At 33.9% G+C, this 22,489-nt stretch carries 17 protein-coding genes; 10 read left to right on the forward strand and 7 right to left on the reverse strand.

From position 1 onward, the window contains the following. Window positions 1–62 precede the first annotated feature (62 nt). Window positions 63–626, forward strand: coding sequence for a porin family protein (locus tag ACJJV4_RS04000; RefSeq protein WP_405292177.1), 564 nt, complete (start codon window positions 63–65; stop codon window positions 624–626). Between the two features lie 60 nt (window positions 627–686). Here the strand turns inward: ACJJV4_RS04000 and ACJJV4_RS04005 are convergent, their stop codons facing one another. From ACJJV4_RS04005 to ACJJV4_RS04015, 3 genes are read right to left on the reverse strand one after another with little or no spacing between them, the layout of a single operon-like run. Further along, a complete protein-coding gene (locus ACJJV4_RS04005; protein WP_405292178.1) occupies window positions 687–1,352 on the reverse strand; it encodes a PolC-type DNA polymerase III in 666 nt (221 codons plus the stop codon). A gap of 1 nt (window position 1,353) precedes the next feature. After that, window positions 1,354–3,270 (reverse strand): DUF294 nucleotidyltransferase-like domain-containing protein, encoded by a 1,917-nt coding sequence (locus ACJJV4_RS04010; RefSeq protein ID WP_405292179.1) that lies wholly within the window; start codon window positions 3,268–3,270, stop codon window positions 1,354–1,356. Between the two features lie 22 nt (window positions 3,271–3,292). After that, window positions 3,293–3,907, reverse strand: a complete 615-nt coding sequence (locus tag ACJJV4_RS04015; RefSeq protein ID WP_405292180.1) for a fumarylacetoacetate hydrolase family protein — start codon at window positions 3,905–3,907, stop codon at window positions 3,293–3,295. 337 nt (window positions 3,908–4,244) lie between these two features. Between ACJJV4_RS04015 and ACJJV4_RS04020 the strand changes: the two genes are divergently transcribed. The 3 genes from ACJJV4_RS04020 (at window position 4,245) to gyrB (ending at window position 8,832) form a co-directional block, all read left to right on the forward strand. Beyond that, window positions 4,245–6,017 carry an ABC transporter ATP-binding protein gene (locus ACJJV4_RS04020; RefSeq protein ID WP_405292181.1) on the forward strand — a complete coding sequence of 591 codons (1,773 nt, stop codon included), beginning with the start codon at window positions 4,245–4,247 and terminating at the stop codon, window positions 6,015–6,017. 3 nt (window positions 6,018–6,020) lie between these two features. Continuing rightward, window positions 6,021–6,539, forward strand: a complete 519-nt coding sequence (locus ACJJV4_RS04025; RefSeq protein WP_405292182.1) for a DinB family protein — start codon at window positions 6,021–6,023, stop codon at window positions 6,537–6,539. A gap of 343 nt (window positions 6,540–6,882) precedes the next feature. Continuing rightward, window positions 6,883–8,832, forward strand: a complete 1,950-nt coding sequence (gene gyrB / locus ACJJV4_RS04030) for a DNA topoisomerase (ATP-hydrolyzing) subunit B (protein ID WP_405292183.1) — start codon at window positions 6,883–6,885, stop codon at window positions 8,830–8,832. Window positions 8,833–8,941: 109 nt separating this feature from the next. Here gyrB and ACJJV4_RS04035 read toward each other — a convergent pair whose 3' ends face one another. The 4 genes from ACJJV4_RS04035 to ACJJV4_RS04050 all read right to left on the reverse strand — a co-directional run bounded on the left by ACJJV4_RS04035 (window position 8,942) and on the right by ACJJV4_RS04050 (window position 12,810). Further along, a complete protein-coding gene (locus tag ACJJV4_RS04035) occupies window positions 8,942–9,406 on the reverse strand; it encodes a hypothetical protein (protein WP_405292184.1) in 465 nt (154 codons plus the stop codon). A 173-nt stretch (window positions 9,407–9,579) separates the two neighbouring features. After that, on the reverse strand, window positions 9,580–10,617 hold the full coding sequence (locus ACJJV4_RS04040) for a hypothetical protein (RefSeq protein ID WP_405292185.1): 1,038 nt from the start codon (window positions 10,615–10,617) through the stop codon (window positions 9,580–9,582). A gap of 259 nt (window positions 10,618–10,876) precedes the next feature. Then, complete coding sequence (locus tag ACJJV4_RS04045; protein WP_405292186.1) at window positions 10,877–11,662, reverse strand: membrane metalloprotease; 786 nt, start codon at window positions 11,660–11,662, stop codon at window positions 10,877–10,879. Window positions 11,663–11,751: 89 nt separating this feature from the next. Beyond that, window positions 11,752–12,810 (reverse strand): hypothetical protein, encoded by a 1,059-nt coding sequence (locus ACJJV4_RS04050; RefSeq protein WP_405292187.1) that lies wholly within the window; start codon window positions 12,808–12,810, stop codon window positions 11,752–11,754. 203 nt (window positions 12,811–13,013) lie between these two features. Between ACJJV4_RS04050 and ACJJV4_RS04055 the strand changes: the two genes are divergently transcribed. From ACJJV4_RS04055 to secDF, 6 genes are all read left to right on the forward strand, one after another. After that, window positions 13,014–13,535 carry an RNA polymerase sigma factor gene (locus ACJJV4_RS04055; RefSeq protein WP_405292188.1) on the forward strand — a complete coding sequence of 174 codons (522 nt, stop codon included), beginning with the start codon at window positions 13,014–13,016 and terminating at the stop codon, window positions 13,533–13,535. 55 nt (window positions 13,536–13,590) lie between these two features. After that, complete coding sequence (locus tag ACJJV4_RS04060; RefSeq protein ID WP_405292189.1) at window positions 13,591–14,505, forward strand: FecR family protein; 915 nt, start codon at window positions 13,591–13,593, stop codon at window positions 14,503–14,505. Continuing rightward, window positions 14,492–17,038, forward strand: a complete 2,547-nt coding sequence (locus ACJJV4_RS04065; protein ID WP_405292190.1) for a TonB-dependent receptor domain-containing protein — start codon at window positions 14,492–14,494, stop codon at window positions 17,036–17,038. Before ACJJV4_RS04060 ends, ACJJV4_RS04065 begins: the two co-directional genes overlap by 14 nt. A gap of 541 nt (window positions 17,039–17,579) precedes the next feature. Further along, entirely contained in the window at window positions 17,580–18,506 is a 927-nt protein-coding gene (locus tag ACJJV4_RS04070) for a malate dehydrogenase (protein WP_405292191.1), read from the forward strand. Window positions 18,507–18,578: 72 nt separating this feature from the next. After that, complete coding sequence (locus ACJJV4_RS04075; RefSeq protein ID WP_405292192.1) at window positions 18,579–19,187, forward strand: hypothetical protein; 609 nt, start codon at window positions 18,579–18,581, stop codon at window positions 19,185–19,187. A 172-nt stretch (window positions 19,188–19,359) separates the two neighbouring features. Next, window positions 19,360–22,356: a protein translocase subunit SecDF gene (gene secDF, locus ACJJV4_RS04080; RefSeq protein ID WP_405292193.1), complete on the forward strand. Its 2,997-nt coding sequence runs from the start codon at window positions 19,360–19,362 to the stop codon at window positions 22,354–22,356. The last annotated feature ends 133 nt before the right edge of the window (window positions 22,357–22,489 follow it).

Genomic DNA, 22,489 nt, shown 5'->3' on the forward strand with positions numbered 1-22,489 from the left:
AAGTAAATCAATTCATCATAAAAAGGTTTGTTTTGTTTCAAATAACAAATAAATTTTTAATTATGAAAAAAGTATTACTTACTGCTGTAATAGCAATTTTTGGATTGGTAAAAGTAAACGCACAAGATGTTCAATTTGGTGCTAAATTAGGATTAAACTTTGCTTCAATCACAGGAGATAATACCGATGGATTTGATACGGTAACGTCTTTTAATTACGGACTTGTAGCTGAGGTGCCGCTTTCTAAAAAGTTCTCCTTTCAACCTGAGGTTTTGTATTCTGGTCAAGGTTTTTCTTTAGGCTCTGATGAATCTGATACGGTTCAGTTAGATTATCTCACGGTGCCGTTAATGGGGAAGTATTACTTAACTAAAGGCTTAAGCTTAGAAGCTGGACCACAAGTAGGCTTTTTAGTTTCTGCTAAGCAAGACGATGTTAACCTAAAAGATAGTTATAAAGGTTTAGATTTAGGTGTCAACGTTGGATTGGGATATAAATTAGACAACGGACTTAATTTTTCAGCACGCTACAATGTAGGCTTATCAGATGTTAATGATGTCGATAGCTTTTCTGATAAATATAAAAACGGAGTTATGCAAGTGTCTATTGGTTACTTCTTTTTCTAAAAGAACAGCATAAATTAAGATATTCAAAACCGAAGCTAAAAATGTTTCGGTTTTTTGTTTTTAACCGCGTAATAAATAGCCCCATTTTAAATGTTTCCGTTTATCTAATCGCGATAATATTTTTAAAAAAGCCAAAGCGGTTATTAAGGCGTCGCCACTAGCGGTGTGTCGGTCTACTTTAGGTACATTAAGTTCTTTGCACAAATCGTCTAGAGAGTAATGATTTTGTAAGCTGTCTTGGTATATTTTATGTTTCGATTTTTTAAACAGTACACCCGTATCAATAAACTTGTTTTTTAACCTTCCTAAGCCGTTGCGCAGCAACATTTCGTTCATCATATTTTTATCAAAACCAGCATGGTGAGCTATAAGTACGCTGTTTTTTATGTACTCTAAAAAAGCTTCAATGGCTTCTAGTTCTGTTACTTTTTCCTGATTACCATTCTTCATGAGGCCATGAATTTTTACGGTTTCAGATTTAAAAATATCCTGATGAATATAAAGTTCAAAACTATTATTTATAGGAATGGTTTTGCCTGTAAATGCTACCGCACCTATCGATAGCACTCGGTCTTCCTTTTTGTCAAAACCCGTAGTTTCTGTATCAAAAGCAACAAAGCGCGTATCTTCAATAGGGCCTTTAGCTTTCTTTTTAAAAAGTTCTAAATAATCCAAGTAAAATTGGGGATAATCGTTTTGTTTTCTGTTAAACCAATTAAAAGCCATTTTAGATAAAGTTTTTTAAATCGTAACGTAATTTTAAAGTCTCTTGTATGTCATGTATCGGTTTAAAACAGCGCTTTAGTTTTAGTTTTTCTTCTTTAGTTAAAGTATCTAATTTTATAAATTTCCCAGAGTTATTATGTAGTAACCCTTGTTTGGTTTTAAATTTAGATAAGGCCTTAAAGGCATAAGCGCAAGACTCGTAAAGTTCTTTGTTATTCGGTTCTATTTCTGCCATTTTCTCATAGCGCTCATAGGTGTTATTTACATTTTTAATTTGGTTGCTTAGTACCAATAAGCGCGCAGCATCTATTAAAGGCATTAAACCGCGACTTTTTATATTAAACAAATCTTTTTGTTCGCCATTTTGCTCAACTAAAAATTGTTTGAAAATACCGAGCGGAGTTGGGCTTTTTATAGCTTCGCTACCAAGAAATTTATAGAACATACTCGAGCTTTCTAAGGCTTCAAAAATACTTTCAGATAAGGTGTCTACTAATTTTTCATTACCATAAACTCGAGAGTAATCGAAGAAAATAGAGGATAGTAAAATAGCTTTATCATCCGGACTTAAAATCCAATTCTGAAATTGGGTTTTCCATTTAGAAATAGATTTACACCATTCTGGGTTAACGGCCATCATATCGGCTTCGCAATATTCAAAACCAATTTTATTTAGGGATTTAGTTACATACTTTGCTAATTGTAGAAAATAAGCTTGAGTTTCTTCATATTGATCTTCTGGAACATCATCAAATACCAAGGCGTTATCCTGATCTGTAAATAGCAACTGCTCTCTTCTCCCTTGGCTACCTAAGGCAAGCCAAGAAAAAGCAACTGGTGGCTCTGTTGGCATTTTCTTTAAAGCAATTTCAATCGCACGAATGGTTACGGCATCATTAATTTCCGAAATAACATTAATAATATGCGTTAACGGTATGTTTTGCTCCAAATAACTTTTAAGCAAAGTGTTTGCTTTTAAGCGCGCTAAACGTAATTTTTTGGTGCGGTTGGCACGTTTTATTTCTTTTAAAATTACCGAAGGTGTGTTTCCTAAAGTAACCAAAACATCATGATGCGTAAGTACCCCAATTAAGCGCGAATTTACCGTGCCATCTTTGGTAATGCATAAATGACCAATACTATTTTTTATCATTTTTAGTTGGCCATCGGCAACTGTTAGATCTCTTTTAGCTGTAATTACAGGCGAACTCATAATATTTGAAACTGCTGTGGTAATTGGAAATTTACCCGTTGCAATTTTATTTTTTATATCACTATTGGTAATTATACCTACAGGTTTTTTGGTTTTGTCAACCACAATAATACAACCAATTTTATGGGTACACATAAGGCTAGCAGCTTCTTGTAGTGTAGATTCTAGAGCGCAAGTAATAGGTGTTTTTGTGTAATTTGCGGTTTGGAAATTAACAATGTCTTGTGAGGTGTTGGGTAGGTAATCTTTAAAAATAGCATTGTTTTCCTCAGTAGTGTAAGAGTCGTAGGCGTTGGTTGCAAAAGCGGTAATAAGGTATTGGTAAACCTTGGCATTATTCTCTGTAGCCGACTGAAAGTTTTTAATCGGCAAGGCGTAAATAATAGTCTCCTCGTTAGCTGTAGCCGTTAATTTATAGTTTTCTCTAGCAATAAGAGGTCGAACACCAAAAATATCGCCAGTATCGTTAATAGTAACCAACTCTTGTGTGTTGTTTTCTGTGTGAAACAAGCTAATGGCTCCAGCTCTTACAATATAGAAATACTCGTTTGCTGGTTGATCTGCCTTAAAAAGTGTATCACCTTTTTCGAGGTAAACAATTACCGTTTCCTCGGCGATTTCTAAAAGTTTTTTAAACTTTATTAAATCGAAGGGCGGATAAATTTTTAAGAAATCGCAAACACGTTCAGCAATCGAGTTTTTCATAAGTTTGTTTTCGGTGTAAAAATTATATTAATTTAAAATCTAAAAGTAATTCACCTTCAATAGATGCTTGTAAATGGTCACCTTTCACATTAAGTCCAGCACCAGCAGCAGGTGTTCCTGTAAAAATAATATCGCCTTCTTTTATGGTCATAAAACTCGATACATACGCTATAATTTCAGCAAAATTATAAATCATAAAATCGGTGTTTCCAACCTGTTTTTGTTCACCATTAATAACCAAATCGAAATTAATATTGTTTAAATCCGGGAAGTTAGTAACAGGCTTAAAACCCGAAATAGGTGAGGCACCATCAAATCCTTTAGCTAAAGCCCAAGGGCCTTTATTTTCGCGGCTTGCAGCAAGCACATCTTTTGCTGTGTAATCAATACCAACAGCAATCTCCGAAATGTAACTGTTAGCATCTTTCAAGTTAATATCTTTCCCCGTTTTTCCAATTTTTATTACCAATTCTACCTCGTAAGCCAATTGGTTTGTAATCGCCGGGAAAACAACATCCGCATTATCTGTTACAACGCTACTATCTGGCTTTGTAAAAATAACTTGTGCACCGGTTTTAATTGCGCTAATTTCAGACTTATCATTCACATAATTTTTTCCAATTCCAATAACTTTCATCTACTTAGTTTTTAGTTTATAATCAAATATTAAGAGAAAATAAAAGTAGTAAATAAGCCATTTAAAAAAGCGGTTTTTAATAAAAATAATTTGGGCGTTACCACAAGGGTCGGGCTTTCGGCAGTCGCTTTTTTGTGTTGCATTGGTGCAACAACACAAAAAGAGCTCCAACAAATGCCTCAATCCCTAACGCGGGCTAGTCTGTTACATTAAAGCTTGTGAGGTCATGCAAAGTAAATTTACGTTGTTGAAATTAAAAAAAGCAAATGAAAATATGTCATAACCCTTACATGTGGTATCTTTATTGACTTGTATTTTCAATATACTAAATTTTCACATGCAACACCTTAAAGAATCCACATCACCCAAAGATAAAACAAAACAAAAAGTCACCATGGCACAAGCCTTCAAAACCATTATTTGGCCACGCCGGAAATTGGTTTTATTAGGTTTGTTATTAATCGTAATTCGCAGTTTGGCGGGTTTAGTATTGCCTTGGCAAAGTAAGGTGCTGTTAGACGATGTTGTGCCAAGCAAAGATGTCTCGATGTTGTATAGTTTAATTGGTATCGTAATTGCTGCTATTACAGTGCAAGCGGTGACCTCATTTTTACTAACACAAATTTTAAGCGTACAGGCCCAATACTTAATAAGCGAATTAAGAGCGCAGGTACAAAAAAAAGTACTTTCTCTACCTATTAGTTTTTTCGATAACACCAAATCGGGTGCTTTAGTATCTCGAATAATGAGCGATGTGGAAGGTGTGCGTAATTTAATAGGTACAGGTTTAGTACAACTTGTTGGCGGATCGTTTACGGCTATTGTTTCTTTAGTGATTTTAATAGATTTAAACCCATGGATGACGCTTTTTGTGTTTGTTCCTTTATCTATTTTTGGATATATCGCGCTTAGAGCCTTTAAATATATTCGTCCTATTTTTAGAAAACGCGGAAAAATTAATGCCGAGGTTAAAGGTCGACTTACCGAAACTCTCGCTGGTGTGCGTGTTATAAAAGCCTTTAATGCTGAAGAACAAGAAAATATTGTTTTCGAAAAAGGCGTTGATAAATTATTTCAAAATGTAAAAAAGAGTTTAACCGCAACCGCTTTAATGACGAGTTCTTCTACCTTTTTAATAGGTGTAGCCACTACAGGTATTATGGGTATTGGTGGTTATTATATGATTCTAGGAGAAATGACCACTGGTGAATTTCTTTTCTTCACCTTAGTTCTTGGTTTTATGATTGCGCCTATTGTACAAATGAGTAATATTGGTAGTCAGCTTACCGAAGCCTTGGCTGGTTTAGATCGTACCGAAGAACTTATGAACATGACAGCCGAAGAAGATAACGCGGCCCGAACCATAGAGCTTAACACATTAAAAGGAGATATTGAATTTAAAGATGTGTCGTTCTCTTACGAGGAAGGAAAAGATGTCTTGCATAATATTAATTTTAAAGCTCCGGCAGGTTCGGTAACAGCTTTAGTTGGTAGTTCTGGGTCTGGTAAATCGACAATAGCAGGGCTTTCGGCAACGTTTTTAACACCTAAAAAAGGTAAAGTTACTATAGATAATCAAGATTTATCTAAAGTAAGGTTGAGTAGTTATCGCCAGCATTTAGGTGTGGTTCTGCAAGATGAGTTTTTGTTTGAAGGCAGCATAAGGCAAAATATTATGTTCCCCAGACCAAATGCTACCGAGGCCGAATTACAAAATGCTGTAAAAGCCGCTTATGTTAATGAGTTTACGGATAGGTTTGACGACGGATTGGAAACATTAATAGGGGAGCGTGGTGTAAAACTTTCTGGCGGACAACGTCAACGTTTGGCTATTGCGCGTGCTATTCTAGCAAACCCTAAGGTTATTATTTTAGATGAAGCAACTTCGAGTTTAGATACCGAAAGTGAAGCTTTAATTCAGAAGAGTTTATCAGAATTAATAAAAGATAGAACCACTATAGTTATTGCGCACCGTTTAAGCACCATTCGTAAAGCTGATCAAATTTTGGTTATTGAAGCTGGCCATGTTGTAGAACGCGGCACGCACGATGAATTGATTGCTTTAGGCGGACGTTATTATGATTTATATACTTATCAAGCAAAAATTTAATATATGAAAGTAACCGATTTAAGAACGACCGAGTATAACGAGTTTTACGCAGGCTATATAGGTAAAGTACCCAAAGACTGGACGATAAAAAAAGGGTTTGATTTAGGGAAAACCGAAGTCGTTGCGTTTTTTAAAGCTATCCCAAACGATAAAATGAAATACCGTTATGCCGAAAATAAATGGACGGTAAAAGAAGTCTTTCAGCATATTATAGATACCGAGCGTGTTATGGGGTATCGCTGTTTTAGAATGGCGCGTCACGATGCTACGGCTATGGCAGGCTTTGAGCAAGATGATTATATTAAACCATCTAAAGCCAATCAAAAATCTATGGATATTTTGGTTGAGGAATATGTAAGCGTTCGACAAAGTACAAATGCCTTAATACAAGGTTTAAGCGACGAAGATCTGGAGTTTGTAGGGAATGCTAACGGAGCGGCAATGTCGGCAAGAGCAGTCGCCTTTATGATTTTAGGGCACGAAATCTGGCATATAGATATCATAAAAGCATTGTATTTGTAATTCAAAATATCAATTTTAAGACACTTTCTTCTTTTTAGTGTTTTGGAGTGTGCATTATAAAGGCTTAAATTTAATCTAAAGTGCTTTTAAAGCGATTTAAGGCACTTTTTAAAAATTAACAAATGTTAATAATTATTGCGTTAAGTCGATAAAGTGCATTTAAAATGCCATTTTAATTCGTATATTTGTTTGTATTCAAAAGGATGCTATATAGCATCTTTTTTTATGCTATTGAAATACGGGGTCTTTTTATATAACGTAAAATAGAATACAAGTATTTCGATAATCCTGTATAGAAATCAGGGTCTCATATTAATAATAAAATAATATCAATTCATAATTTATGAGCGAAGAAAAAGAAGAATTTAACAAGCACAATTATTCTGCCGATAGCATTCAAGCTTTAGAAGGTATGGAGCACGTGCGTATGCGTCCGTCGATGTATATTGGCGACGTTGGTGTACGTGGGTTACACCATTTAGTTTACGAGGTTGTCGACAACTCGATTGATGAGGCTTTAGCCGGACATTGTAATAATATTACAGTAATTATCAACGAAGATAACTCGATTACTACTGAAGATGATGGTCGTGGTATTCCTGTAGATTTACACAAAAAAGAAGGCGTTTCGGCTCTAGAGGTTGTAATGACTAAAATTGGTGCTGGTGGTAAATTCGATAAAGATTCTTACAAAGTTTCTGGTGGATTGCACGGTGTTGGTGTAAGTTGTGTTAATGCATTATCTGCTCACTTAAAGGCTACCGTTTATAGAAATGGAGAAGTTTGGGAACAAGAGTACGAGCGTGGTAAAGCTTTATATCCTGTAAAGAAAATAGGAGAAACGGATAAGCGTGGTACTATAGTTACGTTTAGACCAGATGATACTATTTTTAAGCAAACTTTGGAGTATAGTTATGATACTTTAGCAAGTCGTTTACGTGAATTGGCTTACCTTAATAAAGGTATTACAATTCATTTAGTTGATAGAAGAACAGTAAAAGAAGATGGTGAGTTTGAAGGTGAAACGTTTCATTCTGAAGAAGGTTTAAAAGAGTTTATCCAATATTTAGATGCTACTCGTGAGCCTTTAATGAAAGATGTTATTGCTTTTGAAGGTGAAAAAAATGGTGTGCCAGTTGAGGTTGCCATGATTTATAATACATCGTACGCCGAGAATTTACATTCTTACGTAAATAATATTAATACACATGAAGGTGGAACACATCTTTCTGGTTTCCGTCGTGGTTTAACCCATACCCTTAAAAAGTATGCAGATGAATCAGGATTATTAAAAAACTTAAAGTTTGATATTGCTGGTGATGATTTCCGTGAAGGACTTACCGCTATTATTTCTGTAAAAGTACAGGAGCCTCAGTTTGAAGGGCAAACCAAAACAAAATTAGGTAACCGCGAGGTTTCTGCATCTGTAAGTCAAGCAGTATCAGAAATGCTTACTGATTACTTAGAAGAACATCCAGATGATGCTAAAATCATTGTTCAAAAAGTAATTCTAGCAGCACAAGCACGTCACGCCGCTCAAAAGGCTCGTGATATGGTACAACGTAAAACGGTAATGAGTATTGGTGGTTTACCTGGTAAACTATCCGATTGTTCTGAGCAAGATCCTGCAAAATGCGAAGTATTCCTTGTAGAGGGAGATTCGGCAGGTGGTACGGCTAAACAAGGTCGTGATAGAGCGTTTCAAGCTATTCTTCCACTTCGTGGTAAAATATTAAACGTTGAAAAAGCCATGACACACAAGGTTTTTGAAAACGAAGAGATAAAAAATATCTTTACAGCTCTTGGGGTAACTATTGGAACAGAAGAAGATAGTAAAGCTTTAAATCTTTCAAAATTACGTTACCATAAAGTAGTGATTATGTGTGATGCCGATATCGATGGTAGTCACATTGCTACTTTAATTTTAACGTTCTTCTTTAGATACATGAAGGAACTTATTGAAAACGGACATATTTACATTGCAACGCCACCATTATACTTAGTAAAACGTGGTGCTAAAAAACAATATGCATGGTCTGATGCAGAACGTGATGAAATTGTGTCTGAGTATGGAGATGGATCTAAAATACAACGTTATAAAGGTCTTGGAGAGATGAACGCAGAACAACTTTGGGATACAACTATGAATCCTGAATTTAGAACCATGCGTTTAGTTCAAATTGAAAACGGAACAGAAGCCGATAGAGTTTTCTCTATGTTAATGGGTGATGAAGTACCGCCTCGTAGAGAGTTTATTGAGAAAAATGCTATTTACGCAAATATTGACGCGTAAAACATATTCATTTTATATACAAAAGCGCCTGTCTAAATTTAGACAGGCGCTTTTTCTTTGGCTATTAATGTAGGACTAATTTGGGGCAAAATTTTTATAATATACTTTTCTAGAATAACCCCAAGCCAGCTCTTACGCTTGGCGTGCTTACTCTAACTCTCGTGTTAACTGTACTTCTGTTATTATATCTATTGTTGTAATAGTTATTGCTATAACCATAGTAGTAAAAAGAAGCATGATGATAGTAATGGTCGCTGTGATGGCAATGGTTATCACAATGCTCGTAGTGGTTTGCATAAGCATCTTTTTTGCCTTTCATGTATGCGCGGTACGCTTTTTTGTCGTTTCGCTTTAGGTTCTTTTCATAGGTTTTTTGATCTTCCCAAAAAATTTCATCATCAGCTTTTGAATCAGCTGTAAATTGTTGTTCGTATTTGGCATCTTCTAATGCGCGTTTTTGGTAATACGATTTTTTATCAATGTTTTCTTCTTGAGAAATTTCTGTTTCTTGACTATACGTTGCAAAAGAACTTCCTATAATTATTGCGAATACTAATGTTTTAAATAATGTCATCTCTTTTAAAGTTTAAATTACTAATTAAGCTTTTAATAAGCCTTCATTAATAAGACACTTAGTATATAGTTTACCCTATAGTTTTTTTAATTTTTTTTTAAATAAGAATATATAGAGCAAAAAAGAACACCCGAAGGTGCTCTTTTAACGCTATTAAAACTAATTCAAAATTCTTATTTTTTAGATAAAAACACTGACGACGCAGCAGCTAGACTGTTGTTTACTACAGGAGAAATATTACCGCCAGAACCAATGTTGTTAAAAGCTAAAATTCTTCCGCCTCCATTTCCTGCTTCAGCAATAAAAATAGTTTCGGTTTCAGAATCGTACGCGACGTCTACAGGATTACCTAAAAGTGTTGCATCTCCAGCTACTCGAGTTTGTTGAGTTACGGCTAATGTTGCGCCATTTTCTGTGTCGTTAAATTTGCTGGTGAAGTCTTCTATGATGTGAAATGCACCATCGTCTTGACCGTTAGCGGCATCTGCAATATCTGTCATTATCATAATATCCGAAGCTGTATCATAAGTCAATCCGTGTGTTCTTGTAATACCTTCAAAAGCAATTCTTTTTGATGCGCTTAGGGTTGCATCACTTGTGTTTGCCGTGAAATTGTTAAAAACAGCAAGCTCGTTTGTAGCATCTACAACGGCGTATAGATCGTTACCATTAAATGTTATTCCCCACAGTTTAAAATCGGTTATAATGGTATTTCTTAAAGTAAAAGAGTTTCCGCTTTTAGTGTAAATATATAGTTTTCCGTCAGGCGTTGTTGCATCGCCATCTACATCCGCATTATCCGCAACAACATATATATTGTTATTAACAGCAACTTCTCTTGGACTAGACATATCATTAGTGCCAGAGATATCAACACTAACAGCAGCGTTGGTTAATAGTGAAGAAATATTAGAGAATCCTTCGAGGCCTAGCTCGGAGCGAGATGCTTGTATAACAGCATCTGACGTAGCATCGTAATATATGCCATCGGCCATTGCTGATGAGGTTATTAATGTTTTAGTTGAAATGTTTGCGGCATCCGTAACATCATAAATGGTGATATTTCCATCAGAATTATTAGAAGCATAAAGTGCTGTGCTTGCGCTATAATCTTTGTCAGAATTATTGTCGTCGTCATTACTACAAGAGCATACTAATACAGATGTTAAAATAGTGGTTGCAAATAATGTGTTTAAATTTAATCGTTTCATAATGTGATTTTTTTGATTTGTACGCATACCTACGTAATTTACATAGTAGCGGTTTTATGTTTAATAGAATATTTACACATATATGCCATATGTGCTTTTTTTTCTAAAACAAAAACCTGTGTAACTCCTTTAAAATCAATTGTTTTGTAGTTTTTGTTTTAAAAGTGGAAGTGTAAATAAAATTGAATAATTTTATTTTTTTAGAGCGTATTCAGTATATATATCTGGTAAACTAAATTTAAAAATGGGTAGAAGATTTTTATTTTCCGCCATTGGCTTGTAAATCGGCAATACACTGAGCGTCCAGTTGTGGAGCGGTACTCATGTTTGCCATATCGCTTAGATTTACAGCAGATTCTGATGCCCAATACATTAAGCAGTTTTCTACATTGCAATGTTTTGGATGTTCTTCATCTTCATGCTCACTTTGTAGCGGTGTCCCTAAATTTGTAAGCCCAAATATATGCCCAAATTCGTGGTTAATTACTGTAGTCTCTAATAACGTTCTGTCTGGCTCAAACGGACTATTAATAAAGCTTTCTACCGTTTCTTGATAAACTACAAACGAGGTGTTCCAATAAGCAGTTCCTAATACTACGGTATTATCTGTTTCAGAATCGTTGTCTGATTTTCCGTCCGAAAAATAAGCCCAAACAGCAATTTGGTTACTTGTGTTATAGTGTGTTCTATGCTCTGTTTCTATGTCGGCAATATCTTCTAAACTATAAGTGGTTTTTCCGGGTGAAGGAATTGCTCTTTTTTCAACAGTAATACCATTTGGTTTATAGGTTCGGTTTTCTAGAAAAGTAGTGAAATTGTTTAAAGCACTTTCCGTAGGTTCAAAACCTTCTACATAAACGACTTCAATAATTATGCTTGTAAAGGTGTCATCTGATAGTAAATCGTGAGCAGAACTTCCTGTGGCTTGTCGGTTTAATACTTTGGATATCGTATTATCTGTATCGTTGGGTTCTTCCGATTCGTCTTTAGAACATGCACTTATTATTAAGAGGAATAGAAAGGAAATTAATATTTTAAACTTCATTGTATTTTGTTTTTTATTTTATAAAACAGCTGCCTATAAATAGACAGCTGCTTTTACCATAACTTACGGAACAAATGCTAAACTAGTTTTTAAATTTGAGTTAAAACTAATGTAATAGCTGAATTTGTTGAGCTTTGCAGAGAGATAGAACTTTGAGAATAACTTGTAACTTCCCAAGTATTATTTAATAATTCGAAAGATGTGTTTCCTGTAAAAGTTAAATTTAAAAATACTTCAAGCTCAGATGCTACGGTATAAGTGCCTTCAATGTCGTTAATGGTTGTGTTTACTGTGTTTTCTGCTGTACAACTTAAATCGTTAGCAAAATCGATAGTGTAATCGGCATAATCATTTGCAGTGTTAACACTAGTAGATATAAAAGATTCTACTTTAAAAACGCCATCAACTAAAATGCTTTCTAAAGTATCTGCATTTTCTTCTGCTTCTTCCATAGCTTCATCATTTTCTAAACAATTTGTAATTGCAGTTTGTAAATCTGCATCGCTACTAAGTTCAATTACGGTATTGCTTTCTCCAGTTAATGTTGCAGTAATAGGGTAGTTTATTGAAAATAAAGCATCGTCGTCAAAATTATTCATGTAAGTGTATAGTTGTTGTTCAGACTCTATAACAACGTTTCCGGTTTGTTCTGCGCTTAAATCGTAAGTTAAAATTGTAATTGGGAAATCTATATTGATGCAGTTTATAGCATCTTCAGCTTCGCTTTCTGCTGTTTCACAAGCATCAATAAGCGCATCGTATTCTGTTTGGTTTGCTACTTGTACTTCAGTATAATTGCTTAGCTTAACTGTTAAAGGGAATTGAAATTCAATGCTGTCATCATCATTTGTAAACTGTCCTAAAATATTTAAAACAAGTTGGTAATCTGCTTGACTAATTAAAGTGATTTCTGTGTTATTAATTGTTGCAGTTAAAGGAAATAAAATGGAAGAGCAAGATACACCATCTAAAAAATCGTCAAAACTACCATCGTACATAGACGAGCGCTCTAAGTTATTTGCTGTAGGTGATGTTGCAGAATTTGTATTTGGGTTTTGTCCGTTTTCGTTATCAATTTCATCTTGACAAGATGTGAAACTCATAATTGATGTTAGTAGGATTGCTGTTAATAATTTTAAATTTTTCATGTTTTTAATTTTTAGGGTTTTTATAATTTTCTTTTTCACAGCCGTTTTTTTCGCCGTTCTGTAATTAAGACCCTTAGATTTAAATTTACCCTACGATTTTTTTTAAAATATTTTAAATTAAATGTAAGTTGCTGTTTACTAGTGTGTATTGTTGTTGGTTTTTTTTGTTATATTTTTACCGCATATCAATTTGTATAAACTTTATGAATAGCCCCAAGCATAAACTTTGCGAAGAATCTCATTTCAACACCTTTTACACAAAACATATTCAGGCCGCAAGTAATTTTGCCTTTTATAAGTGTGGAGATGGTGATGCATCTTTAGATTATGTACAAGATGCATTTGCTAAAATTTGGGAAAATTGTTCTAAAATAGATTTCTCTAAAGCTAAAACGTATCTTTTTACCACGGTTAATAATTTATTTTTAAATACTATTCGTCACCAAAAGGTGGTGCTAAATTATGCAAAAGAATCGCCATATTTAGATGAAACCAATTTGAACCCAGAATATTTAATGGAAGAAGATGAGTTTAAGCAAAAACTTATGTTGGTTATTGAGAACTTAAGCCCAGAACAACGTGAGGTTTTTTTATTGAATAGAATAGAAGATAAAAAATATAGAGAGATAGCCGAATTGCTAGATATATCTCAAAAAACAGTTGAAAAACGAATGTCGGCAGCCTTAAAAATATTAAGAAGTAAAATTGAAGCCTTAAAAATTTGATTTTTTAATAGGGTAAATAAATAATAAGGTGTCTTATAGTTGTATAGCGTAAAAGATGAATAAAGAAAACGACATATTAAAATGGTTTGAAGGTGAAATGTCTTTGGAAGATATTAAGAACAAATATCCTTCGGAAGATTTTTCGACTCTAGAAAAAATGGGCTTCTATTCTAAGCAGATTGAAGTGCCAAAAATAGATGCAGAACAAGCTCTGGCAGATTTTAAGAAAAGATCATTTAAAAAAGAAGAGACCAAGGTTTTTCCTTTAAACTTTAAAACGTTTATGAAGGTTGCTGCTGTATTGGTTGTGCTATTAACATCCTCTTACTTTTTGTTTTTTAATAATACCGCATCTTATTCAACTGAAATTGCTCAAACCGAAACCCTGCAATTACCCGATAATTCTGAAGTGATACTGAATGCGCAATCGGAGTTAGCCTTCAATAAAAAAGAATGGAAACAAAATAGAAGTTTAACCTTAAAAGGTGAGGCTTTTTTTAAAGTAACAAAAGGAGAAAAATTTACTGTAAATACCTATGCTGGAAGTATTCAGGTTTTAGGAACGCAATTTAATGTTAAGGAACGCGATAATTATTTTGAAGTACAATGCTACGAAGGTTCTGTAAGTGTTACACATAAAAATAATAAAACAATTTTAACTCCAGGAAAATCTGTGAGGATTGTTAATGGAAAACTTATAGAGGTTAAGCCTTTTAATACTGAAAATCCATCATGGTTGGCTAAAGAATCTAGTTTTAGTGAGGTGCCGTTGTGGCAAGTAATAAACGAGCTAGAAGTTCAGTATGATATTGTTATCGATGCGGGTAAAATTGATACAGAACAAATGTTTTCTGGAACTTTTACTCATAACGATAAAAACATAGCGCTGCAATCTGTAACTATTCCACTTAAATTAAGCTATAACATAACGGGGAAAAACGTTGAGTTTTATAACTATGAATCTAACTAAAGTTTGTGTCGTTTTAATTTTATTCAGTGGTTTCTTTTCATTCGGGTTTCAATCTGAAGATAAGAAGCCGTTAATAGATGTTATTACTGAAATTGAAACCAAATTTGATGTTAAGTTTTCGTATTCGGTAACAGATGTGGATCAGGTTTTTGTTGAAGCTGTTAAGGATTCAGAATCTCTTCAATTTATAATAGACAGGTTAAATGCAAACACAAATTTAAATTTCAAATTACTTAGTGAGCGGTATATTACCATTTCTACCATCGAGAAAACTATTGCGATTTGTGGTATTTTAATAGATAACGTAGAGCAGTTGCCTTTGCTTGGAGCTTCCGTGGTAATTAATAATAGATCCAGAGGTGTTATTACGGATATAGAAGGTCGATTTCAGTTAAATAATATTCCCATTAAAGAAACTATAGAAATTCGTTTTTTAGGGTTTAAATCTCTAACATTTAAAGCTAGTGAGTTGAGATCTATAGATGGTTTTTGTAAAACCATAATTATGGAAGAAGAAAATCAAGCGCTTAATAAAATATTAATATCTAAGTTTTTAACAACAGGCTTGCAGAAACGTATTGATGGAAGTACGGTTTTAAATACGGCTAAATTTGGAGTTTTACCAGGATTAACAGATCCCGATGTGTTGCAATCTATACAGGCTTTACCCGGTGTAGAAAGCGTAAATGAAAGTATCGCTAATATTAATGTGCGTGGTGGTACAAACGACCAGAACTTAATACTTTGGGATGGTATTAAAATGTATCATTCAGGACACTTTTTTGGTTTAATATCTGCTTACAACCCGTATTTAACAAACCAAGTCGTGGTTACTAAAAATGGAACGCCAAGTGAGTTTAGTGATGGCGTTTCTAGTACTATTAATATGTCTACTAAAAATGAAATAAACAATACGTTTTCTGGAGGTTTTGGTGCTAATTTAATGCATGCCGATGTATTTTTAGAAATACCTATTAGTGAAAAGTTGGCTTTTCATGTTTCTGGTAGACGCTCGTTTACTGATGTTTTTAATTCACCAACTTATGATAATTATTTTGAACGTAGTTTTCAGGATAGTGAATTAACAACTAATAGTGATAACATAAGTGAAGGTAACCGAAGTTCAGATTTTTTCTTTTACGATTATACGGCAAAATTATTGTTCGATTTAAATGAAAATCATCAGTTTCGTGTAAACGTAATTGGTATTAATAATAATTTAGATTATACAGAGGTATATACAGATAATGACGATAATGTAAATTCTAAAACCAGTAATTTACAGCAAGATAATATTGGTTTTGGTGGAAGTTGGAATGCTACGTGGAATGATAGGTTCTCAACAGAAACTTCTGCTTTTTATTCAAACTACAATGTAGATGCTACTGATAATAGAATTGAAACCAACCAGCAACTAACCCAAGCAAACGAAGTATTAGAAACCGGTTTTAAACTGAATACAAAGTATAGGGTTAGTGAATATTTGAATTTTTTAAACGGTTATCAATTTAGTGAAATTGGTATTTTGAATGAAACCACGGTAAGTGCGCCATCTTACGAGAAAACGAAAAAAGATGTTCTTCTAAATCATGCCTTGTTCAGTGAAATTGAATTTTATAAAAATAAGACGTATTTACGAGTAGGTGCAAGAGGAAATTATTTTCAGAAATTTAATAAACTCATTATTGAGCCGCGATTAAATTTTAGGCAAAAACTATCACAACAAATAGCATTTAAACTACAAGGCGAATTTAAAAATCAATCGGCAAATCAAATTATTGATTTTCAGGACGATTTTTTAGGTGTTGAAAATAGAAGATGGATTCTGGCAAACGAAAATGATATCCCAATATCGAAAAGTAAACAAGTGTCTTTAGGTTTCGAGTTTAATAAAAATAACTGGTTAATGGATGTTGAAGGCTTCTATAAACAGGTTGATGGTATTACGGCTTCAAACCAAGGGTTTTATAATAATTTTCAGTTTGTTAATGCCACCGGAAACTATACGGCAAAAGGTGCTGAGTTTTTAATTAATAAAACAGCTAATAAGTATAGTGCGTGGCTTAGCTATACTTACAGTCAAAATAATTATAAATTTCAAAGTTTCAGTCCATCTGTTTTTCCTAACAATGTAGATATACGGCATTCGGTATCACTAGCTGTAAATTATAATGTTTTAGAGCGGTTAGAACTATCTGTTGGAGGGGTTTGGCGTTCAGGTCAACCTTATACTAAGCCTATTGAGAATAATGAGACAACACGGGATGGAAATGATGTTTTGGTGAATTATAGTGATCCAAACAGTTCTAATCTAGATGATTTTATGCGATTAGATGCTTCTGTAAATTATGCATTCCGAGTTACAGAAACCGTGCATGGCGCTTTAAGAGTAGGTGTGTTTAATATTATAGGCACGCAGAATGTTATAAATAGGTATTATGAAGTTAACCCAGAAGACTCTAATAGTGCTATTCAAATTGACAATAAATCCCTTGATTTAACTCCTAATTTAAGTCTTAGATTCAGTTTTTAATCTGATAAAAAGCATTAAATATTCGATTAAATACATTTTTTACCGCTAAAATGTTGTGTAATGTAAAAATAAGTGTATCTTTGCTTTGGCTAAGACAGTGATTATAAAAACTTTAGCGTCAAAATGTGTTATTCTTGCAAAAAGGAATAAAATTTTGAGTTTAAATGAATTTTAGTAGTCATAATTTAAAGAATATTTATCCTTTCATTTTTAGCCTCAAAAAGTAAATTTCAATTAAGCCGTTTTTTGGTTTAATTTTAAAAATAATATTACTCATTTACAGATCCTTTTAAAAGGTTTTAAATTGAGTTTTTTGAAAAAAAAAGTTTAGTTAAAAGTTTAGTTTTATTTAGTTTAGTTTAGTTAGTTGTTAAAAAAGTGCAGAAATCATTCTGCACTTTTTTTATTTCAAAAAGTAGGGTATTTATATGCGTTCTTGTTAAAGAAATAGAAGATAAATTCGTAAATTTGCTTGACACCAATTCTGTTTTTTAAGGGTTTTGTCGACTAAATATTAAATAATTTTATTAAAATTAAACTTATGAAAGTAACTGTAGTAGGAGCAGGAGCAGTAGGCGCAAGTTGCGCAGAATATATTGCAATTAAAAATTTCGCATCAGAAGTTGTTTTGTTGGACATTAAAGAAGGTTATGCTGAAGGTAAAGCCATGGATTTAATGCAAACCGCATCATTAAACGGTTTTGATACAAAAATCACTGGTGTAACTAACGATTATAGCCAAACAGCAGGTAGTGATATTTGTGTAATTACTTCTGGAATTCCTCGTAAACCAGGAATGACTCGTGAAGAATTAATTGGTATAAACGCTGGGATTGTAAAAGCCGTATCAACAAGTTTATTGGAGCATTCTCCAAATATGATTCTTATCGTTGTAAGTAACCCTATGGATACTATGACGTATTTAGCACATAAATCTCTGGATATACCAAGAAACAGAATTATTGGTATGGGAGGCGCTTTAGATTCAGCTCGTTTTAAATATAGATTAGCAGAAGCTTTAGAATCACCTATTAGCGATGTTGATGGTATGGTTATAGGCGGACATAGTGATACCGGTATGGTGCCATTAACGTCTCATGCAACAAGAAACTCTATTAAAGTTTCAGAATTTTTAAGCGAAGAGCGTTTAGAGCAAGTTGCTGCAGATACTAAAGTAGGTGGAGCAACATTAACTAAATTATTAGGAACTTCTGCTTGGTACGCACCAGGAGCTGCAGTAAGCGGTTTAGTTCAAGCTATTGCTTGTGATCAAAAGAAAATGTTCCCTTGTTCAACTTATTTAGAAGGTGAATACGGGTTAAAAGATATTTGTATTGGTGTACCTGTAATTTTAGGTAAAAACGGTATCGAGCAAATTGTTGATATTCCTTTAAGTGATGCTGAAAAAGCACATATGAAAGCCAGTGCAGAAGGTGTAGCAAAAACTAATGGTTTATTAGAATTATAATCTTAAACCATTAAATAACATAAATATATAGAGGCTGTAGCAATACAGCCTTTATTTTTTTATATTTGCCGCATGCAATTAAAAAAGTACATAGGTGCTATAATTTTTATTTTGAGTTTCTTGGCTGTTATTTCTCAGCAGGAATTCAATATGCCTAATCAGGAAATTGTATTAGAATTTAACCATGTTGAGGTTACTTCAAGCGAAGCTAAAACAGCGGTAGCACACGTAAAGAAGCAATTACAAGCTCTTGGTGCTAATCAAATAAAAGTACAACAAACGGCTCAGGGAAAATTAAAAATCACCTACTACAGTGATGCCGATGTTGCTAGTATTAAAAAAACTTTTGCTAAAGATTTAGATGATAAAACCTTTAGTGAAAGCAGAAAAAAAAGAGAATTACCTACCGAAATACCAACCATTGCTTATAATCTCGATGTTTTCGAAATTCAGAATGCAAATACATCTGGTTGGGATTTAGACGGTAAGTGTGTTTTAACTACCGATACCAAAAGTGATCGTTTTTCAGATCCTAATGTTTTCTTCTTTATTGAAGTTATAAATGTTTCCATTGAAAATAATACGATTAAAACGGCTTATAAAGTGCGTAGAAATATCTCAATTTCTACAGAAAATAATCTTCATAAAATACCCGAAGGCAGGGCAGGACCAACTTGCTAGAATAATGATGTTGTTAAGCTTAAAATTCTTTAGAAAAGACATATGGCTTTAACTTAACTTTCATTAAATAATTTTAAACACAATCAATTTCAAACTAAAAATTGTCAAATATCGGCGGTAAATAATATATTTGCGCGTCGAAAAAATTTTGACACACACTAAAATAACAACAATGCAAAATAAAGGATTAGTAAAATTATTTGCGCTTTTGTTTGGTTTGGTAAGTATCTACCAATTATCATTCACATTTAAAGCGAAACAAATTGAAAACGCAGCAGAAGAGATTGCGATTAACAAAATTGCCGATACGGAAGAGGGGTACCGTGCAAAGCGCAGCGCTGAAGAGACTGCTTATTTAGAGTCTATCGCTACAGATACCGTATTTAATATGGGTATTGCAAAATTCACTTACAATGAAGTGAAACAAAAAGCCATGAATTTAGGTTTAGATTTAAAAGGTGGTATTAGTGCTACACTTCAAATATCTATTAGAGATATCTTGAAAGGATTAGCTAACCATACTAAAGATCCTATTTTTAATAAAGCTTTAGATGATGCTGCTGAAATTCAAAAAAACAGTCAGAACACATACTTAGAAGATTTCTTTATCGCTTTCGATAAAATTAAAGGCGATACTAAATTAGCTTCACCAGATATTTTTTACACTAAAGCATTAGATGGTGAAATTAGTGGTAACATGACGGATGATGAGGTTAAAACAATTATCTCAACTAAAATTGACGAATCTGTAGTTTCAGCATTCGAGGTTTTACGTAAGCGTATCGATGAGTTTGGTGTAACACAACCAACTATACAACGTATTGGAACTTCTGGGCGTATTTTAGTAGAGTTACCTGGTGTAAAAGATAAAGAGCGTGCCATTAAATTATTACAAAGTACAGCACAACTAGAATTTTGGGATGCTTATAAAGGTGAGCAGTTTTTCCCGTTTTTAGCGCAAGCTAACGAAGTATTAAAAGATGTTGTTTCTCCAAAAACTGAAACAGCAGAGCAAGAGCCACAAGATACTGAAGATGCACAAGACTCTGCAATTGATGACCTTTTAGGTGAAGCTGAAACAGATTCTACAGCAGTAGCTTCAACGGTTAACCCAATATTCGATTTAATTAGAGGCCAAGGTTACCAAGGCGGACCGATTATAGCTCAATTTGAAGCAAAAGATAAAGAAACTATCGAGAACTACTTAAGTATGGCTCAAGTACGTGCTTTACTTCCTGCAGAGCAACGTTACGCAAAATTTGTATTCGGAAAACCTAAAAAAGGAAGTGAGTTATTAGACTTATATGCTTTAAAAGGAAACAGAGAAAACGAACCAGAATTAAGTGGAGCTGTAGTTACAGATGCTAGAAACCAATTTGGAGCAACAGGTAAATCTGAGGTTTCAATGCAAATGAATGCTAAAGGTGCTAAAATCTGGGAAGAAATGACTGGTAACGCATACACGCAAGGGAGTCAAATTGCAATTGTTTTAGATAACGTTGTGTATTCTGCTCCAGGTGTAACAACCGGACCAATTGCAGGTGGTAGCTCTTCAATCTCTGGAGATTTTAGCTTAAATGAAGCAATCGATTTAGCAAACGTATTACGTGCTGGTAAATTACCTGCTTCTGCAGATATTATTCAAAGTGAAGTTGTTGGACCATCTTTAGGTCAAGAAGCTATTGATAGCGGTAAAATGTCGTTCATGATTGCTTTAGCATTAGTATTAATCTGGATGGTGTTTTACTATGGTAAAGCTGGTGCATTTGCAGATGTTGCAATGGCATTAAACATCCTTTTAATCTTCGGTATCCTTTCAGGATTGGGCGCGGTATTAACATTACCTGGTATTGCCGGTATTGTTTTAACAATTGGTATGTCGGTGGATGCAAACGTACTGGTCTTTGAGCGTATTCGAGAAGAACTTGCCAAAGGTAAAGGTCAAAAAGAAGCGATTCAAGATGGATTTAGCAATGCTTTATCTTCAATCTTAGATGCCAATATTACTACAGGTTTAACAGCATTAATCCTATTCATATTTGGTACAGGGCCAATTAAAGGTTTCGCAACTACTTTAATTATTGGTATTGGTACATCATTATTTACTGCAATTTTCATCACACGTTTACTAATAGACTGGTATTCTAACCGTGGCGGAAACTTAGCGTTCTCAACGGGAATGACTAAAAATTTATTCCGTGATATCCGTATCGATTTCTTATCTAAACGCAAAATTGCATATATAATTTCTGGTGTTTTTATTGTAGTAAGTTTAGGATCTTTATTTACAAACAGTTTAGATCAAGGTGTTGATTTTGTTGGAGGTAGAACGTACCAAGTGCGTTTTAACCACGATGTTAGTGCTTCAGAAATTACAGGTGTACTTTCTAGCCCAGATGTATTTGGTAGTGCAAACGCTAAAATATTTGGAGATGCTAACCAGGTTAAGATTACTACAAAATACTTAGTAGAAGAAACAGGATCTGAAGTAGATGAGCAAATTCGTAAAACCCTTTATACAGCTTTACAACCATATTTCGAAGGTCTTACTTACGAGGAGTTTATTAGCGATGCCGATACGAAAACGGTAGGTTTATTAAAAACAGATAAAGTAAGTCCAACTATTGCCGATGATATCAAACAAGAATCATTCTGGGCAGTTTTAGGATCATTAATTGTAGTATTCCTTTATATCTTAATCAGATTTAAAAAATGGCAATATTCTCTTGGTGCAGTAGCAGCCGTATTCCACGATGTCTTAATCGTATTAGGTGTATTCTCTTTAACGTACAAATTCATGCCATTCTCAATGGAAATCGATCAAGCGTTTATAGCAGCCATATTAACCGTAATTGGATATTCATTAAATGATACCGTGGTTGTATTCGATAGAGTTCGTGAGTTTTTCAACGAGCATACGGGATGGAAATTCGATCGCGTTGTAAATGCATCATTAAGCAGTACATTAAGTCGTACATTAAATACCTCTTTAACAACATTAGTAGTGTTATTAGCAATCTTTATCTTCGGTGGAGATTCTATTAGAGGTTTTATGTTTGCATTAATTGTTGGTGTATTAGTAGGTACATACTCATCGTTATTTATAGCGACACCAGTAATGTATGATACTATAAACAGATTAGAAGGAAAAAAGAAAGAAGAAGACTAACTCAACCTTTTTTTAAGAAAAGCCCGTCAGCGCAAGTTGGCGGGCTTTTTATATTTATATATTGTTGGCGTTACCCGAAAAGGGTCGGGCTTTCACTACTCGCTTTTTTGTGTTGCATAGGTGCAACCACACA

This window comes from Algibacter sp. Ld11, from assembly GCF_045066735.1.
Lineage (GTDB): Bacteria > Bacteroidota > Bacteroidia > Flavobacteriales > Flavobacteriaceae > Algibacter.

Coding starts and splice junctions, on each gene's coding strand:
- ACJJV4_RS04000 (WP_405292177.1), top strand. CDS start 63: ATGAAAAAAGTATTACTTACTGCTGTAATAGCAATTTTTGGATTGGTA.
- ACJJV4_RS04005 (WP_405292178.1), bottom strand. CDS start 1,352: ATGGCTTTTAATTGGTTTAACAGAAAACAAAACGATTATCCCCAATTT.
- ACJJV4_RS04010 (WP_405292179.1), bottom strand. CDS start 3,270: ATGAAAAACTCGATTGCTGAACGTGTTTGCGATTTCTTAAAAATTTAT.
- ACJJV4_RS04015 (WP_405292180.1), bottom strand. CDS start 3,907: ATGAAAGTTATTGGAATTGGAAAAAATTATGTGAATGATAAGTCTGAA.
- ACJJV4_RS04020 (WP_405292181.1), top strand. CDS start 4,245: ATGCAACACCTTAAAGAATCCACATCACCCAAAGATAAAACAAAACAA.
- ACJJV4_RS04025 (WP_405292182.1), top strand. CDS start 6,021: ATGAAAGTAACCGATTTAAGAACGACCGAGTATAACGAGTTTTACGCA.
- gyrB (WP_405292183.1), top strand. CDS start 6,883: ATGAGCGAAGAAAAAGAAGAATTTAACAAGCACAATTATTCTGCCGAT.
- ACJJV4_RS04035 (WP_405292184.1), bottom strand. CDS start 9,406: ATGACATTATTTAAAACATTAGTATTCGCAATAATTATAGGAAGTTCT.
- ACJJV4_RS04040 (WP_405292185.1), bottom strand. CDS start 10,617: ATGAAACGATTAAATTTAAACACATTATTTGCAACCACTATTTTAACA.
- ACJJV4_RS04045 (WP_405292186.1), bottom strand. CDS start 11,662: ATGAAGTTTAAAATATTAATTTCCTTTCTATTCCTCTTAATAATAAGT.
- ACJJV4_RS04050 (WP_405292187.1), bottom strand. CDS start 12,810: ATGAAAAATTTAAAATTATTAACAGCAATCCTACTAACATCAATTATG.
- ACJJV4_RS04055 (WP_405292188.1), top strand. CDS start 13,014: ATGAATAGCCCCAAGCATAAACTTTGCGAAGAATCTCATTTCAACACC.
- ACJJV4_RS04060 (WP_405292189.1), top strand. CDS start 13,591: ATGAATAAAGAAAACGACATATTAAAATGGTTTGAAGGTGAAATGTCT.
- ACJJV4_RS04065 (WP_405292190.1), top strand. CDS start 14,492: ATGAATCTAACTAAAGTTTGTGTCGTTTTAATTTTATTCAGTGGTTTC.
- ACJJV4_RS04070 (WP_405292191.1), top strand. CDS start 17,580: ATGAAAGTAACTGTAGTAGGAGCAGGAGCAGTAGGCGCAAGTTGCGCA.
- ACJJV4_RS04075 (WP_405292192.1), top strand. CDS start 18,579: ATGCAATTAAAAAAGTACATAGGTGCTATAATTTTTATTTTGAGTTTC.
- secDF (WP_405292193.1), top strand. CDS start 19,360: ATGCAAAATAAAGGATTAGTAAAATTATTTGCGCTTTTGTTTGGTTTG.